Source organism: Desulfitobacterium sp. PCE1, from assembly GCF_000384015.1.
Lineage (GTDB): Bacteria > Bacillota > Desulfitobacteriia > Desulfitobacteriales > Desulfitobacteriaceae > Desulfitobacterium > Desulfitobacterium dehalogenans.
Window position 1 is genome coordinate 405,999 of the sequence record NZ_KB913023.1, and the last position, 14,977, is coordinate 420,975.

General features: G+C 47.8%; 13 protein-coding genes, 2 tRNA genes and 1 other annotated feature. All 15 genes read left to right on the forward strand.

Going from position 1 to position 14,977, the window contains the following annotated elements:
- The first annotated feature begins 158 nt into the window (after window positions 1-158).
- Window positions 159-242: transfer RNA gene (locus tag DESPCE1_RS0102010), tRNA-Tyr, on the forward strand.
- 102 nt (window positions 243-344) lie between these two features.
- Window positions 345-419, forward strand: a tRNA-Met gene (locus tag DESPCE1_RS0102015).
- A gap of 153 nt (window positions 420-572) precedes the next feature.
- Window positions 573-722, forward strand: a complete 150-nt coding sequence (rpmG, locus tag DESPCE1_RS0102020) for a 50S ribosomal protein L33 (RefSeq protein ID WP_005810204.1) — start codon at window positions 573-575, stop codon at window positions 720-722.
- A gap of 110 nt (window positions 723-832) precedes the next feature.
- Window positions 833-1,051 (forward strand): preprotein translocase subunit SecE, encoded by a 219-nt coding sequence (secE, locus tag DESPCE1_RS0102025; RefSeq protein ID WP_014792371.1) that lies wholly within the window; start codon window positions 833-835, stop codon window positions 1,049-1,051.
- Between the two features lie 73 nt (window positions 1,052-1,124).
- Complete coding sequence (gene nusG, locus DESPCE1_RS0102030; protein ID WP_014792372.1) at window positions 1,125-1,652, forward strand: transcription termination/antitermination protein NusG; 528 nt, start codon at window positions 1,125-1,127, stop codon at window positions 1,650-1,652.
- Window positions 1,653-1,684: 32 nt separating this feature from the next.
- Window positions 1,685-2,113 carry a 50S ribosomal protein L11 gene (gene rplK, locus DESPCE1_RS0102035; protein WP_014792373.1) on the forward strand — a complete coding sequence of 143 codons (429 nt, stop codon included), beginning with the start codon at window positions 1,685-1,687 and terminating at the stop codon, window positions 2,111-2,113.
- Window positions 2,114-2,161: 48 nt separating this feature from the next.
- Complete coding sequence (gene rplA, locus DESPCE1_RS0102040; RefSeq protein WP_014792374.1) at window positions 2,162-2,854, forward strand: 50S ribosomal protein L1; 693 nt, start codon at window positions 2,162-2,164, stop codon at window positions 2,852-2,854.
- Between the two features lie 65 nt (window positions 2,855-2,919).
- Window positions 2,920-3,054 (forward strand) — a sequence feature (ribosomal protein L10 leader region).
- A 27-nt stretch (window positions 3,055-3,081) separates the two neighbouring features.
- Window positions 3,082-3,606 (forward strand): 50S ribosomal protein L10, encoded by a 525-nt coding sequence (gene rplJ, locus DESPCE1_RS0102045; protein WP_019849305.1) that lies wholly within the window; start codon window positions 3,082-3,084, stop codon window positions 3,604-3,606.
- Between the two features lie 151 nt (window positions 3,607-3,757).
- Window positions 3,758-4,135: a 50S ribosomal protein L7/L12 gene (rplL, locus tag DESPCE1_RS0102050; RefSeq protein ID WP_014792376.1), complete on the forward strand. Its 378-nt coding sequence runs from the start codon at window positions 3,758-3,760 to the stop codon at window positions 4,133-4,135.
- A 440-nt stretch (window positions 4,136-4,575) separates the two neighbouring features.
- Window positions 4,576-7,923, forward strand: coding sequence for a DNA-directed RNA polymerase subunit beta (rpoB, locus tag DESPCE1_RS0102055; protein ID WP_019849306.1), 3,348 nt, complete (start codon window positions 4,576-4,578; stop codon window positions 7,921-7,923).
- A gap of 24 nt (window positions 7,924-7,947) precedes the next feature.
- Window positions 7,948-11,415, forward strand: a complete 3,468-nt coding sequence (rpoC, locus tag DESPCE1_RS0102060) for a DNA-directed RNA polymerase subunit beta' (protein WP_014792378.1) — start codon at window positions 7,948-7,950, stop codon at window positions 11,413-11,415.
- A 92-nt stretch (window positions 11,416-11,507) separates the two neighbouring features.
- Complete coding sequence (locus DESPCE1_RS0102065) at window positions 11,508-11,759, forward strand: ribosomal L7Ae/L30e/S12e/Gadd45 family protein (RefSeq protein ID WP_014792379.1); 252 nt, start codon at window positions 11,508-11,510, stop codon at window positions 11,757-11,759.
- Between the two features lie 100 nt (window positions 11,760-11,859).
- The gene (gene rpsL / locus DESPCE1_RS0102070; protein ID WP_011459097.1) at window positions 11,860-12,282 is read left to right on the forward strand and encodes a 30S ribosomal protein S12; all 423 of its coding nucleotides are present in this window, start codon (window positions 11,860-11,862) and stop codon (window positions 12,280-12,282) included.
- A 51-nt stretch (window positions 12,283-12,333) separates the two neighbouring features.
- A complete protein-coding gene (gene rpsG, locus DESPCE1_RS0102075; protein WP_014792380.1) occupies window positions 12,334-12,804 on the forward strand; it encodes a 30S ribosomal protein S7 in 471 nt (156 codons plus the stop codon).
- A gap of 68 nt (window positions 12,805-12,872) precedes the next feature.
- Window positions 12,873-14,951, forward strand: a complete 2,079-nt coding sequence (gene fusA / locus DESPCE1_RS0102080; protein ID WP_014792381.1) for an elongation factor G — start codon at window positions 12,873-12,875, stop codon at window positions 14,949-14,951.
- The last annotated feature ends 26 nt before the right edge of the window (window positions 14,952-14,977 follow it).

Genomic DNA, 14,977 nt, shown 5'->3' on the forward strand with positions numbered 1-14,977 from the left:
GTTTGACTAGGATATTAAGTTAATAAAAAGAAAGAGTATCATGTTACCGGCTTGATGAAGTCGGTTTTTCATTTTGTGGTCTAGCCATTAGCTGCAGATTTCTTTTATAAAAAAGGGTGTATTTTTTTAGCTTTTGGTATATAATGAATGAGTGACTTGGGTAGGTGGCCGAGTGGTTAAAGGCGGCAGACTGTAAATCTGTTCCGAAAGGTACGGTGGTTCGAATCCATTCCTGCCCACCATTATCAAAATTCGGGATCCTGTGGATCTGGAATAAATTGAAACCATCTGAGAGGAAATGAAGTTCGAATCGTGAACTTCGTGCCTCGAATCTCGATTGACGTCGCGGGATGGAGCAGCGGTAGCTCGTCGGGCTCATAACCCGAAGGTCGTCGGTTCAAATCCGGCTCCCGCAACCAAGGACAAAAAACCGCATGGCTAATAGCTTTGCGGTTTTTCTATATTACATACTGAATTTTTCAAATTCTTGACATGGTAAATTACATGTGATAATGTATTATGAGCATGGATTGAATGCGGATTTTTAGTTGTGCCCAGGGAGGTGTTCGTGAATGCGTGTTGGCATTACTTTAGCTTGTACCGAATGTAAAAACCGGAATTATGCTTCCATAAAAAATAAGAAAAATAACCCAGATCGTTTGGAAGTTAAAAAGTATTGTAAGTTTTGCAAGTCCCACACAGCTCACAAAGAAACCAAGTAATTCATAGCTTGGCGTTTGGGCAAAATTTCTTTGCGTATTTGCCAAAAAGTCTGTACGCCGGGCTGCGTTGTCAGTAATGGTAGCTCAGAGTCTTGTAAGGATGTGATTGGATGGGCGCAGTTAAGAAGCAAACGAATGCTCCTACAAAAGAAAAGTCGACAGAGTACTTTAAGGGAGTATGGAGTGAACTTAAAAAAGTACACTGGCCGGACCGCAAACAGCTTTTGACTTATACAGGAGTAGTTCTCGTCGCTGTAGCTATTGTATCTGTCATGCTATGGATTGTCGACAGCGGATTAAGTATTTTAATAACCAAGATTCTCGGATAGGTACTCAAACAGGTTGCCCTGAAAGTACGGCAAGTTAGTTTGGGGCCTTGTATTGGAGGTTCCTGTTCGAAATATGACTAAGAACTGGTATGTTATTCACACTTATTCCGGTTATGAGAATAAGGTGAAGACCAATCTTGAAAAGCGCGTAGAATCCATGAATATGGAAGATAAAATCTTCCGTGTTCTTGTTCCCATGGAAGATGAGATTGAAATCAAAAATGGGAAGAAGAAGGTCGCCAAGCGTAAAGTTTTCCCGGGCTATGTTCTGGTGGAAATGGATATGACGGACGATTCATGGTATGTGGTGCGCAATACTCCGGGTGTGACAGGTTTTGTCGGCACCGGGGCAAAGCCCATCCCTTTGCTGGATCATGAAGTACAAGCTATTTTAAAGCAAATGGGCGTGGAAGAAGTCCGCACACGTGTGGATTATACCGTGGGCCAAAACGTACGTGTAACATCAGGTCCTTTTAAGGATTTCATCGCTTCTGTTCGGGAAATCCTTGAAGATAAAGGGAAGCTGCGGGTTTCTGTGTCCATGTTTGGACGGGAGACTCCGGTAGAACTTGATTTTGCTCAGGTCGAGAAAGTCGACTAAGCAGTAAATTACCCTATTAAGGAGGTGTAACTATGGCAAAGAAAGTCGTTGGTTTGGTTAAATTAGCTATCAACGCAGGTAAAGCAAATCCGGCACCTCCGGTTGGTCCAGCTCTTGGTCAGCACGGGGTCAACATTATGGCCTTCTGCAAAGAATACAACGAGCGTACAAAGGATCAAGCGGGATTGATTATTCCGGTTGAAATTACCGTTTATGAGGACCGTTCCTTTACCTTTATTACCAAAACTCCGCCGGCATCTGTTTTGTTGAAAAAAGCTGCGAACATTAATTCAGGTTCTTCAGAGCCTAACCGTAAAAAGGTAGCTCAAGTGAGCAAAGCTAAAGTTCGTGAGATTGCTGAAACCAAGATGAAAGATCTCAATGCGGCAAGCATTGAAGCGGCTATGAGCATGGTTGAAGGTACTGCACGCAGTATGGGAATCACCATCGTCGAAGGTTAAGATTTTTGTGGGAGGGCTCGTCCCGAAGAACCACTAGGAGGTTAAAGAATGGCCAAAGTAGGTAAAAACTATCAAGAAGCAGTTAAAGCTTTTGATCGTGAAGCTCTTCATGAGCCTATGGAAGCTTTAGCAGTCGTTAAGAAGATCGCTAAGGCAAAGTTTGACGAAACTGTTGAAGTAGCATTCAAGCTCGGTATTGATACCCGTCATGCGGACCAACAAATCCGTGGAGCCCTGGTGCTTCCTAACGGAACCGGTAAAACCCGGAGTGTGTTAGTATTTGCTAAAGGCGAAAAAGCTAAAGAAGCTGAGGCTGCCGGTGCAGATTTTGTTGGCGCAGAAGATATGATCGCGAAAATCGAGCAAGGTTGGTTTGGTTTCGATGTGGTTGTAGCTACACCGGATATGATGGGTATGGTCGGTAAACTGGGTCGTGTGCTCGGTCCTAAGGGACTTATGCCAAACCCCAAGACCGGTACAGTTACCTTTGATGTAGCCAAAGCTGTCAAAGAGATCAAAGCTGGTAAGATTGAATATCGTGCTGACAAAGCCGGTATCATTCATGCCCCAATCGGCAAGGTATCCTTTAGCGAAGAACAACTCTATCAGAACTATAAGGTTCTTGTTGAGACCTTGGTTAAAGCGAAGCCGGCTGCTGCTAAGGGTCAGTATATCCGTAGCGTCACTGTGTCTTCGACCATGGGACCCGGAGTGCGGATTAACCCGGTCAAAGCCAATTAATTGGATTCCAAAATGTGTCTGGAATATTTCTTGACAGGTTTGCATAGATAAGATATACTCTACTAGAATTGAACAGCCTTCCACTGTAGACAGCAGGTGCTCTTAGAGCTTAATGTCCTGCCGAGGTTGGAAAGATAGCCTTAAGTTATATTGGGCCTTCTTAACCTCTGCAGTCGAAGCGGAGGTTTTTCTACTAGTGTGGGTATTTCGGAAGGAGGTGGACTTAAGTGCCAAATATCGAAGAAAAAGCACAAGTGGTTGCGGAGATTAAGGAAAAGTTCCAAAACTCCACAGGGGTCGTACTGGCTGATTATCGCGGCCTGACCGTTTCTCAAGTAACTCAACTGCGTGCCCAACTGCGTCAAGCCGGTGTCGAATACCATGTATTGAAAAATACCTTGGTTCGTCGTGCAGCTCATGAAGTCGGTATCGAAGGTTTGGATGGTTTTCTTGAAGGACCTACAGCCGTCGCTTTCAGTGCTGATCCGGTTGCAGGAGCTAAAATATTATCCGATTTTTCTAAGACCTCTAAGACCTTTGCCATTAAAGCAGGTGTGGTCGAAGGGAAAGTGGTTGATCCAGCGGGAGTTAAAGCCCTTGCAGAACTTCCTTCGCGCGAAGTACTCCTTGCTCAAGTCCTGCGGGGAATGCAAGCACCCCTCACAGGCATGGCCAACGTGCTTCAAGGACCGATCCGCAAAATGGGTTATGCCTTGGAAGAAGTGCGTAAGATTAAAGAAGCTCAAGCTTAATCGAGAGTCGATGGCGCGAGGTTCGCACCATGATGTTCGGGTTATGATGCGGGGGATGGTCCCAAAGGCGTCGTAGCTGAATTATAATGATGTCCATAATGGATTCAAAAACAAAAATTATTTTAAAGTGATATTAGGGAGGAAAATTTCAATGTCTAAAACTGCTGAAATTCTCGAAGCCGTAAAAGGCTTAACCGTTCTCGAGCTTGCTGAGCTCGTCAAAGCTTTCGAAGAAGAATTTGGTGTTAGCGCTGCTGCTCCTGTAGCTGTAGCTGCTGCTCCTGCTGCCGGTGGCGCTGCTCCTGCTGCTGAAGAGCAAACTGAATTCGATGTTGTCCTCATGAACGCTGGTGCTGGAAAAATCAACGTCATCAAAGTTGTTCGCGAAATCACCGGTCTTGGCTTGAAAGAAGCTAAAGAACTGGTTGACGGCGCTCCAAAGCCTGTTAAAGAAAAAGTCAGCAAAGATGATGCAGAAGCTATCAAAGCTAAGCTCGTTGAAGCTGGTGCAACTGTCGAAGTTAAATAAGTTTAGTCTATTTGGAAAACCGTTTTCAGCCTATCGGCGCGAAAACGGTTTTTTATTTGGACACAATTTTGATATAATCTACTTAGCAACAGGGAGTATTTGAAAATAATTTTCATAAAGGACATAAAACTGCAAAAAAAGAAATATTTCTGCTTGACAATAGAAGATAATCTTGGTATCCTTAGTAATTGTTACTGTACATAAAATGGACGAATTATCCAGACTATTCCAAACAGTAACTTAGGACATCGATAGAAACTTTCTATCAGATAGTACTAAAGGTGACGATGGGGAGATTGTCATTTGATTAATTCGATCATGAAAGAGGGATCTCCATAAACAACGAAGCGAGGTTTTGCAAATGAGGCCTTGCTTTTGGCTGTTTATGTCATAATACAATCCTCGGGGCGAGGACATCACACTTGAGGGGTGAAGCGTACATGTTCTATCCTGTTAAGGTAGGGACGCGGGAACGCTGGAGCTATTCCAGAATTCGAGAAGTTCTCGACATGCCAAATCTAATCGAAATTCAGCAAAACTCTTATCAGTGGTTTCTTGATGAAGGGTTAAGGGAAATGTTTAGAGATATTTCCCCGATTCAAGATTTCACGGGCAACCTCGTATTGGAATTTATAGACTATAGCTTAGGAGAGCCCAAATACGATGTGGAAGAGTGTAAGGAACGCGACGTAACGTATGCGGCACCTCTGCGAGTTAAAGTTCGTCTCATTAATAAAGAGACAGGGGAAGTGAAGGAGCAGGAGGTCTTCATGGGCGATTTTCCCTTGATGACCACTAAGGGAACCTTCATTATTAACGGAGCAGAACGGGTTATCGTCAGTCAGCTGGTTCGTTCTCCTGGTGTTTATTATTCCGAAAGCATCGACCCCAGCGGAAAGAAGGTCTTCGGAGCGACGGTTATCCCTAACCGTGGAGCTTGGTTAGAGTTTGAAACGGATGTTAATGATAATATTTTCGTTCGTGTGGATAGAACTCGTAAACTTCCGGCTACCGTGTTGATTCGGGCTTTGGGTTATGCTACCAATGGGCAGATCGCCGAGCTTTTCGATGATAACGAGCATATCCGGATTACCTTGGAGCGGGATAATACGGAATCTGCAGAGGAAGCTTTGGTAGAGATCTACAAACGTCTGCGTCCGGGAGAGCCTCCCACCGTGGATAGTGCACGCTCTCTATTAGAAGCATTATTCTTTGATCCTAAGCGTTATGACCTGGCTAAGGTTGGTCGCTATAAACTTAATAAAAAGTTAAATCTGAATGTTCCCAGCGATGTTCATCATTTGACTAAGGAAGATATCGTGGCTTCCTTGCGGCAAATGCTGGCCCTCATGAGCGGAGAAGGCTACAAGGACGATATTGACCATCTGGGCAATCGCCGCCTCCGTTCCGTAGGAGAACTTCTGCAAAACCAATTCCGTATCGGTTTATCCCGTATGGAGCGGGTGGTCCGTGAACGGATGACCATTCAAGATGTGGATGTCATCACACCACAGGTTCTGATTAATATCCGTCCGGTGGTGGCGGCCATTAAAGAGTTTTTCGGCAGCAGTCAGCTATCCCAATTTATGGATCAGACTAATCCTTTGGCTGAGCTGACCCATAAACGCCGTCTCAGTGCCTTGGGACCTGGAGGATTAAGCCGTGAACGGGCCGGCTTCGAAGTGCGTGACGTTCACCACTCTCACTATGGCCGCATGTGCCCCATTGAAACTCCTGAAGGACCTAACATCGGCTTGATCGGCTCTTTAAGTACCTATGGCCGGATTAATCCCTACGGATTCATTGAAGCTCCCTACCGCAAAGTGATCAACGGCCAGGTTACGGATCAGATCGACTATCTGACCGCTGACGAAGAAGAGAAATTCGTCGTAGCTCAGGCTAATGCCCCCTTGACAGATGAAGGGCGCTTTATTGAAGAAAAGATCGATGGGCGCCATGGTCCGGACTTCGTTTTGGTTGCACCGGATCGAATTGATTATATGGACGTTTCTCCAAAGCAGATGGTTTCCATCGCTACGGCTTTAATTCCCTTCTTAGAGCACGATGATGCCAACCGTGCCTTGATGGGTGCTAACATGCAGCGGCAAGCTGTACCCCTTTTGCGTACCGATGCTCCCTATGTGGGAACCGGGATGGAGTACAAGGCAGCTAAGGACTCCGGGGTCTGCGTCTTAGCCACTAAGGATGGTACCGTGGAGCGGGCTACAGCCGACGACATCATCATCCGCCATGATGGCGGAACTTTAGAGAAGCATAAGCTCCTGAAGTACCTGCGCTCCAACCAAGGAACCTGCATCAATCAGCGTCCTATCGTCATGAAAGGCCAACGAGTCGAAGCGGGTCAGATCATCGCCGATGGTCCGTCCACAGATCATGGTGAGTTGGCTCTCGGCCGCAACGTTTTGATCGCTTTTATGACCTGGGAAGGTTATAACTACGAAGATGCTATCTTAATCAGCGAAAAGCTGGTTAAAGAAGATTACTATACCTCCATCCATATTGAAGAGTATGAAGCCGATGCTCGGGATACCAAGCTGGGACCGGAAGAAATCACCCGGGATATTCCTAACGTAGGGGAAGATGTGCTGAAGGATTTGGATGAGAGGGGAATTATCCGCATCGGTGCGGAAGTTCGCCCTGGGGATATCCTGGTGGGAAAAGTTACCCCTAAAGGTGAAACGGAGCTTACTGCAGAAGAGCGCCTCTTAAGAGCCATCTTCGGCGAAAAAGCTCGTGAAGTACGGGATACCTCCCTTCGTGTACCTCACGGAGAAGCTGGTAAGATCGTGGATGTAAAGGTCTTTACCCGGGAAAACGGAGATGAGCTGGCTCCTGGAGTCAACGAATTGGTACGGGTCTATATCGCTCAGAAACGGAAGATCTCCGTGGGGGATAAAATGGCCGGACGCCACGGAAACAAAGGGGTTATCTCTCGCATCATGAAGCAGGAGGATATGCCCTTCCTGCCTGATGGTACTCCTGTGGAAATTGTCCTGAACCCCCTGGGTGTTCCCTCCCGGATGAATATCGGTCAGGTTATGGAGACTCACTTGGGCTGGGCGGCGAAAGCCCTTGGGCTTCGTTTGGCAACACCGGTCTTTGACGGAGCACAGGAAGATGATGTCTTTGCGACCCTCAAACAAGCCGGACTTCCTGAGACAGGCAAAACCATACTTTACGATGGACGAACGGGGGAACCCTTCGACAATAAGATTACCGTCGGGTATATGTACTTCCTGAAGCTCCACCATCTAGTGGATGACAAGATTCATGCCCGGTCTACCGGACCCTACAGCTTGGTTACTCAGCAGCCCTTGGGCGGTAAAGCTCAATTCGGCGGTCAGCGTTTCGGAGAGATGGAGGTTTGGGCTCTGGAGGCTTATGGAGCAGCCTATACTCTCCAGGAGATTCTTACCGTCAAGTCCGACGACGTGGTCGGACGGGTTAAGACTTATGAAGCTATCGTTAAAGGTGAAAATATCCCTGAACCGGGAGTTCCAGAATCCTTTAAGGTTCTCATCAAAGAGTTGCAAAGCTTAGGACTTGATGTTCGTGTTCTCTCCGAAAACGATGAAGAGATCGAAATCCGCGAGATCGATGAGGATGTGACCGAGACGGCAAAAGAGCTTGGCATCGATCTTCATGAAGAGCTCCCGGCTCCGGCGGCTCATGAAACCGCTGAAGGTGAGGACGAGGAATTCTTCGAAGAGGAAGAAGAAGTGATCGATGAAGAACCCATGACCTTTGATGAAGACGATATGGAATAGACCCGGGTGAAAGGAGAGAGAACCGTGCTAGACGTCAACAACTTTGACCGGATGCGTATTGGTTTGGCTTCTCCGACGATGATCCGTGAGTGGTCTCATGGAGAAGTTAGGAAGCCTGAAACTATCAACTATAGAACCCTAAAGCCTGAGCGGGAAGGACTCTTTTGTGAAAAAATCTTTGGACCAACCCGTGATTGGGAGTGTCATTGCGGCAAATACAAGCGGGTTCGCTATAAGGGGATTGTCTGCGACCGCTGCGGTGTAGAAGTCACCCGTTCCAAGGTGCGTAGAGAGCGCATGGGCCATATTGAGCTGGCCGCTCCTGTCTCCCACATCTGGTACTTCAAGGGTATTCCCAGCCGGATGGGACTTCTTTTAGATATGTCTCCCCGCTCCTTGGAAAAGGTCCTCTATTTCGTATCCTACATCGTTACCGATGCTGGGGATACCTCTTTAATGAAAAAACAACTTCTCACGGAAACCGAATACCGTGAATACCGTGATAAATACGGAAACCGCTTCAAAGCCAGCATGGGTGCCGAAGCCATTAAGATTCTTCTTGAGGAAATGGACCTGGATAAGCTTAATGACGAACTCCGGGTTGAGCTGAAGGAGGTCTCCGGCCAAAGGAAAATCCGGGCCATCCGCCGCCTGGAAGTAGTGGAAGCCTTCAAAGAATCAGGAAACCGTCCCGATTGGATGATTATGGACGTCGTTCCCGTCATTCCACCGGAGCTCCGCCCCATGGTACAGCTGGATGGAGGACGGTTTGCCACCTCCGACCTCAACGACCTTTACCGCCGGGTAATCAATAGAAACAACCGTCTCAAGCGTCTTTTGGACCTGGGGGCGCCGGATATCATTGTTCGCAATGAAAAACGGATGCTGCAAGAAGCTGTGGATGCGCTGATCGATAATGGCCGTCGGGGACGTCCCGTTACCGGCCCCGGCAATCGTCCCTTGAAATCCCTAAGCGATATGCTCAAAGGAAAGCAAGGACGCTTCCGCCAAAACCTTCTGGGAAAACGGGTTGACTACTCCGGCCGTTCCGTTATCGTGGTGGGACCGAATCTAAGGCTTCATCAATGTGGACTGCCTAAGGAAATGGCTTTGGAGCTCTTTAAACCTTTCGTCATGAAAAAGCTGGTTAAAGAAGGCCATGCCCATAATATCAAGAGCGCTAAGCGGATGGTGGAACGGGTTCGTTCCGAGGTCTGGGACGTTCTTGAAGAAGTGATCACCGAGCATCCCGTGCTCCTGAACCGTGCTCCAACCCTTCACCGCTTAGGAATTCAAGCCTTTGAACCCATCTTGGTTGAAGGACGTGCCCTGCAGATTCATCCGCTGGTCTGTACTGCTTACAATGCGGACTTCGACGGAGACCAAATGGCTGTTCACGTCCCTCTTTCCGCAGAAGCTCAGGCAGAAGCAAGACTTTTGATGCTCTCCGCTCATAATATTCTGAACCCAAAAGACGGTCGTCCCGTCGCTTCACCCACTCAGGACATGGTTTTAGGTTCTTACTACCTGACCATGGAACGTCCGGGAGCACTTGGGGAAGGTAAGATCTTTAAGAATCGAGATGAAGCGGTTCTAGCCTATGAGACCAAGCAGGCAAACCTCCAAGCGATGATTAAAGTTCGCCAGCCCAGCGGAGAACTTTTGGAAACCACGATTGGCCGTCTCATCTTTAACTCAGTTATCCCGCCGGAGGTAGGGTATATCAACGAAGTGGCTGGGAAGAAGGTTCTTAATAATGTGGTGGCCAAATGCTATCGCCTCGGCGGCTATAAAGCAACGGCCCAGCTTTTGGATGGAATCAAGAGTTTAGGTTTTAAATACTCCACCCGCGCCGGGATGACCGTTGGACTTGCTGATATTACAGTACCTGAAGAAAAGAAAAAGATTCTTGCTGACGCCGATGGTATGGTCAACAAAACCGAGCAGCAATTCCGTCGTGGTTTGATTACCGATGAGGAACGGTATGAGAAGGTAATCGATATCTGGACGAAAGCTACGGACACCGTGACCAAAGCCCTGATGTATTCCTTGGATAAATTCAATCCGGTATACATGATGGCCACCTCCGGTGCTCGGGGTAATATTCAACAGCTCCGTCAGCTGGCTGGTATGCGGGGACTTATGGCGGATCCTTCGGGACGAACCATTGAGTTACCCATTAAAGCCAATTTCCGTGAGGGACTCACTGTTTTGGAATACTTCATCTCCTCCCATGGAGCACGGAAAGGGTTGGCCGATACGGCTCTACGGACCGCTGACTCCGGTTACCTCACCCGTCGTCTTGTAGACGTATCTCAAGATGTCATCGTCCGGGACGAAGACTGCGGCACCACCCAAGGAATTACCGTGGATGATGTCAAGGATGGCCCGGAGGTCATCGAGAAGCTGGAAGAACGCCTCGTGGGCCGCTTCCTCTTGGAAGACCTAAAGCATCCTGAGACAGGAGAAATCCTGGCTACCGCCGATAACGAGATTACGGAGGAACAAGCTCAGGAGATCGCCGCTGTTTATGATAAAGTCACCATTCGTTCCGTACTCACCTGTAAAACCCGCTATGGGGTATGCCGTAAGTGCTACGGACGCAACCTGGCGACAGGTCATCATGTGGAGATGGGAGAAGCCGTCGGAATCATCGCTGCCCAATCCATCGGTGAGCCGGGAACTCAGTTGACTATGCGTACCTTCCATACCGGCGGTGTAGCCGGGGACGATATCACCCAAGGTTTGCCCCGTGTTGAAGAGCTTTTTGAAGCCCGTAAACCCAAAGGTCAAGCCATCATCTCGGAAAACGACGGTATCGTCGCAATTCGCGAAGTCAAAGGCCGTCGTGAAGTGGATGTCACCGGTGACAATGAAGAGCGTATGACATACACTATCCCATATGGCTCCCGTTTGAAGGTTCGGGAAGGTGACCGGATTGAAGCCGGAGATGAACTTACCGAAGGGAGCATCAATCCTCATGATATGCTCAAGGTTAAGGGAATCCGCGGCGTCCAGGTTTATCTTTTGGGCGAAGTTCAACGGGTTTACCGTCTGCAGGGTGTGGATATTAACGATAAACACATCGAAGTTATGGTTCGTCAGATGCTTCGTAAAGTTAAAGTGGAAGAAGCCGGAGATACCAGCCTCTTGCCCGGCGGTTTGATTGATGTCTTTGATTTCGAAGAAGAGAATACCAAAGTCATTGCTGCGGGTGGAGAACCTGCGGTAGCACGCCCGGTACTTCTGGGAATCACCAAAGCCTCCTTGGCAACGGATTCCTTCCTTTCTGCGGCATCCTTCCAGGAAACTACCCGTGTTCTTACGGAAGCAGCCATCAAAGGAAAAGTGGATCCTCTCTTGGGGCTCAAGGAAAACGTCATCATCGGGAAACTTATACCGGCGGGTACGGGAATGTCCCGTTATCGGAATGTAAAAGTTATTAATCTTGATGAAGAACAAGTTGAAAATCTTGACACTGTAAATTCGTAATGATAAAATACTATAGTGTGATTTAACGGTTTTGGGAAAAATATGGTGTTTCTTCACAAATCACCGCTAATCTTGAGGAGGAAAGCATCTTAATGCTTGATGAAGCCTTAAAAAAATCGAAAAACAGAACCGTTGGAGTAAAGCAAACTCTGCGGGCTCTGGAAAAAGAGAGTTTACTCCGAGTCTATGTAGCAAAGGATGCGGAAAGCCATGTGGTTCGTCCCATTCTTGAACAGTGTCGGAACAAAGGGATTCAAGTCCAGGAAGTTCAGAACATGATTGAACTGGGGAAAGCCTGTGGAATTGAAGTCGGTGCTGCCGTAGCAGCCCTGTTATCCGAATAGACAAGGAAGCTCCGAAATGTGTTGGTTTTGGGGATTGCTTGCTTTATGCTGAAGCAAGCAATTCCTTTGATATGTTCTCTCTTGGGAAGGAGGTGTAGTTATGCCGACGATTAATCAATTAATTCGCAATGGCCGTTCTAAGATTGCAAAGAAATCAACAGCTCCAGCTATGCAATGGGGCTATAACTCTTTACAACGTAAACAATTCGCCTCTGGAGGATCACCTCAAAAGCGTGGGGTTTGCACCAGGGTTTACACGACAACTCCAAAGAAGCCGAACTCTGCTCTCCGTAAAGTTGCCCGTGTGCGTTTAACCAATACGATTGAAGTATCATCATACATCCCAGGCATCGGGCACAACCTGCAAGAGCACAGTGTTGTCCTTGTTCGCGGTGGCCGTGTTAAAGACCTTCCGGGTGTTCGTTACCACATCGTTCGTGGAGCCCTTGATACTCAAGGTGTTCAGAAACGGATGCAAGCTCGTTCCAAGTACGGTGCCAAACGTCCTAAGAAAGGGAAGTAAGCCGTATGAAACGAGGGGAATACGAATTGCGCTGTAAAGGAGGGAAATGATTTGCCACGTAAAGGTTATATTGCTAAACGTGAGATTCTGCCGGATCCCATCTATAAGAACCGGGTGTTGACCAAATTTATCAACCAAATTATGTTGGACGGTAAAAAAGGTACTGCAGAATCCATTTGCTATAATGCATTTGATATCATTCGCGAGAAGACCGGTAAGGATCCTATTGAAGTGTTCGAAACCGCTCTCAAGAATGTCATGCCTGTGTTGGAGGTAAAAGCACGCCGGGTCGGTGGTGCTAACTACCAAGTACCCATCGAAGTTCGCACCGATCGTCGTCAAACTTTGGGATTGCGCTGGATTGTGAGCTATGCCCGCAAACGCAGCGAAAAGACCATGGAAGAGAAGATCGCAGGTGAGTTGATGGATGCAGCCAATAGCACCGGCGGCTCTATTAAGAAAAAAGAAGACACGCATAAGATGGCCGAAGCCAATAAGGCTTTTGCGCATTACCGTTGGTAGGATGATCAAAGCATATGCTTAAAATCATCCACAATGGGGAATGACTACGGCAGAAAGGGGGATTATCAGTGGCAAGGCAAATTCCATTAGAGAAAACGCGGAATATCGGGATCATGGCCCATATTGATGCGGGTAAAACGACCACGACCGAGCGTATTTTGTTCTACACTGGGCGTGTTCATAAAATCGGGGAAACTCATGACGGTGCAGCTACTATGGACTGGATGGTCCAAGAGCAAGAACGTGGTATCACCATTACTTCTGCAGCGACAACTTGTCAATGGAAAAATCACCGGATTAACATTATTGATACACCAGGGCACGTGGACTTTACAGTCGAGGTAGAGCGCAGTTTGCGTGTACTCGACGGCGCTGTAGCAGTTTTCTGTTCTGTCGGCGGTGTTGAGCCTCAATCTGAAACAGTATGGCGGCAGGCGGACAAGTACGGAGTACCCCGTATCGCTTATATCAACAAAATGGACCGTTTGGGTGCCGATTTCTTCCGGGGAGTATCTATGATTGCTGACAGGTTAGGTGCTAACCCAGTACCCATCCAACTACCTATTGGTTCTGAGGAGAATTTCAAAGGAATCATCGACCTCGTGACCATGACGGCTAGAATCTATACGGACGATTTAGGCACCGCCAGTGACGTTGCCGATATCCCCGGAGACTTAGTCGACAAAGCCAATGAATATCGTGAGAAACTTCTGGAAGCAGTTGCTGATACAGATGAAGAACTCATGATGAAATATCTCGAAGGTGAAGAACTGACCGAAGAAGAGATTCGTAATGGAATCCGTAAAGGAACAATTGGGCTGAAGTTTATCCCAGTGGTCTGCGGCTCTTCGTTCAAGAATAAAGGGGTGCAACCACTACTTGATGCGGTTGTAGAGTATATGCCAGCCCCAACTGATGTACCGAATATTAAAGGGGTGCATCCGGAGACCGGTGAAGCTGATGAGCGTCATTCCAGCGACACAGAACCGTTCTCTGCCTTGGCCTTTAAGATCATGGCTGACCCTTACGTGGGTAAATTGGCATTTTTCCGGGTATACTCGGGAGTCCTGAATTCGGGATCCTATGTTTATAACTCAACCAAAGGCAAACGGGAGAGAATCGGCCGTATCCTCCAAATGCATGCGAACCACCGGGAAGAAACTCCCGAAGTCTATGCAGGAGATATTGCAGCTGCAGTGGGCTTGAAAGACACCACCACAGGGGATACCCTCTGTGATGATAAAGCCCCTATTATTCTCGAATCCATGCAATTCCCTGATCCTGTTATCAACGTGGCCATTGAGCCTAAGACGAAAGCAGATCAGGAGAAGATGGGCACAGCTCTGGCACGTTTGGCTGAAGAGGATCCTACCTTTAAAATGCATACCGACCAAGACAGCGGACAAACCATCATCGAAGGAATGGGTGAGCTTCACCTGGAAATCATCGTTGACCGTTTGCAGCGTGAATTCAAAGTCGAGTGCAATGTTGGACGTCCTCAGGTTGCTTACAAAGAAACCATTCGCCGTGCTGTTAAAGCTGAAGGTAAGTTCGTTCGTCAATCCGGTGGACGTGGACAATACGGACACTGCTGGATTGAGATTGAGCCCCTGGAGCAAGGCAGTGGCTTTGAGTTCGTCAACAAAATTGTGGGTGGCGTGATTCCAAAGGAATACATTGCTCCCATCGGTCAAGGGATCGAAGAGGCACTGCAAAATGGTATCCAGGCAGGCTATCCTGTTATGGACATTCGGGCCACAGTCTATGACGGTTCCTACCATGATGTAGACTCCTCCGAAATGGCCTTTAAGATCGCCGGCTCCATGGCCTTCAAGGCCGGGGCAGCGAAAGCCGATCCTGCCATTATCGAGCCCATTATGAAGGTAGAGGTCACTGTGCCTGAAGAGTATATGGGTGAGGTTATTGGTGATATGAACTCCCGTCGTGGACGGATTGAGGGAATGGAAGCCACAGGAACTGCCCAGGTGGTTCGTGGATTTGTCCCCCTTTCCGAGATGTTTGGCTACGCCACTGACCTTCGTTCCAAGACTCAAGGGCGTGGAACTTATGTCATGATGTTTGACCACTACGAGGAAGTGCCCAAGAATATCGCTGAAGGCATTGTTGCGAAACGTGCTGGAGCATAAATTGTTCGTGATGCGGGGTTCGAGAG